Here is a 1,253-nt window from a genome sequence, read left to right on the forward strand (position 1 = left end):
AATTTTTAAAAAGTGTAGTGAACAATTTTCCCTTAATCGTGCTGGTTTGCACTGGTTTATAACGCGTTTTTCTTATGTTTGAATAAGAAACATCGGGATATGTTCATAAAAACCACCAAAAACAGTAAAGGGACTGCCTATTATCATCTGGTAGAATCGTACCGAGATGGTGGCAAAGTTAAGCAGCGTACCCTATTGTCCCTTGGTCGAGTAGAGGACGGCAAGTTGGATCAACTGGCAGAAGCTATAAGTAAGCATAGCGATAAGCTACGTGTATTCAATTTGGCCAAGGATGTTGATATAAAAGACACTTATTACCTTGGCCCTTTACTTGTGATAAAAAAAATGATGGACGAGTTAGGGATGAATAAGTGCCTGAATATGATTCAAAAGAATCATCCTAAAATTGAGTTTGATTTCCCCAAGGCTGTGTTCACTCAAATCTGTTCACGTTTTTTAAAACCGGTTTCAAAACTCTCATTATACGACAACTGGCTACAGCGATTATATCCAAAAATGATTGATCATGAGATCGGTCTTCAGCATATTTATAGGAGCTTGGATTTGCTTTCAAAACACAAGGAAGACATTGAAGGGTTTCTTTTTAATTATGACAAAAACTTGTTCAATCAAAACGTAGATGTAGTCTTGTATGATCTCACCACCCTTCGTTTTGAGAGCACCCGTACGGACATGGGTGAACTTCGCCAATTTGGTTACAGCAAAGAAATGAGAAGCGATTGTACACAAGTTGTATTAGGTCTTTTAACCGACACCGATGGTATTCCATTATGTTTTGAAGTACATCCAGGTAATACTTTTGAGGGAAGCACCTTAGATGGAATTGTTGAGCGTGTAGCGCAAAAGCTTTCCATCCGGAGGTTTATTTTCGTTGCCGACAGAGGGCTCTTCTCTTTTAAGAATCTGGAACACATAAAGAAACGCAACGGGGAGTTTATTGTTGGATTAAAAATTGGAACGCTCAAGAAAGACATACAAGATGATTTCTACGATTTATCAAAATTTTCATGGATCAATCCAGAGCTTGCCATCCGTGAAACAAAACTGAATGAGGAACGCTGTATCATTACCTGGTCAAAAATAAGAGCCCAAAGGGACAAAAAATCTCGGGAAGACGTACTCGATAAAATTAGGGCTGGTTTATCGTCTTCCAAGCCTTTAACCAAGAAGTTTATAACTAACCGCGCCTATAAAAAATACCTGTCAATAAAAGAAAAGAGTCAATGTTCATT

Annotated in this window: 1 protein-coding gene; it reads left to right on the forward strand. The window is 38.1% G+C overall.

Features of this window, described 5'->3' with window-relative positions:
- Positions 1-99: 99 nt before the first annotated feature.
- Positions 100-1,253 (forward strand): IS1634 family transposase (locus JCM15548_RS20500; protein ID WP_062129085.1); only part of this gene is annotated, 1,154 nt, incomplete at its 3' end.

The sequence above is a fragment of the Geofilum rubicundum JCM 15548 genome (assembly GCF_000974365.1).
GTDB classification, from domain to species: domain Bacteria; phylum Bacteroidota; class Bacteroidia; order Bacteroidales; family Marinilabiliaceae; genus Geofilum; species Geofilum rubicundum.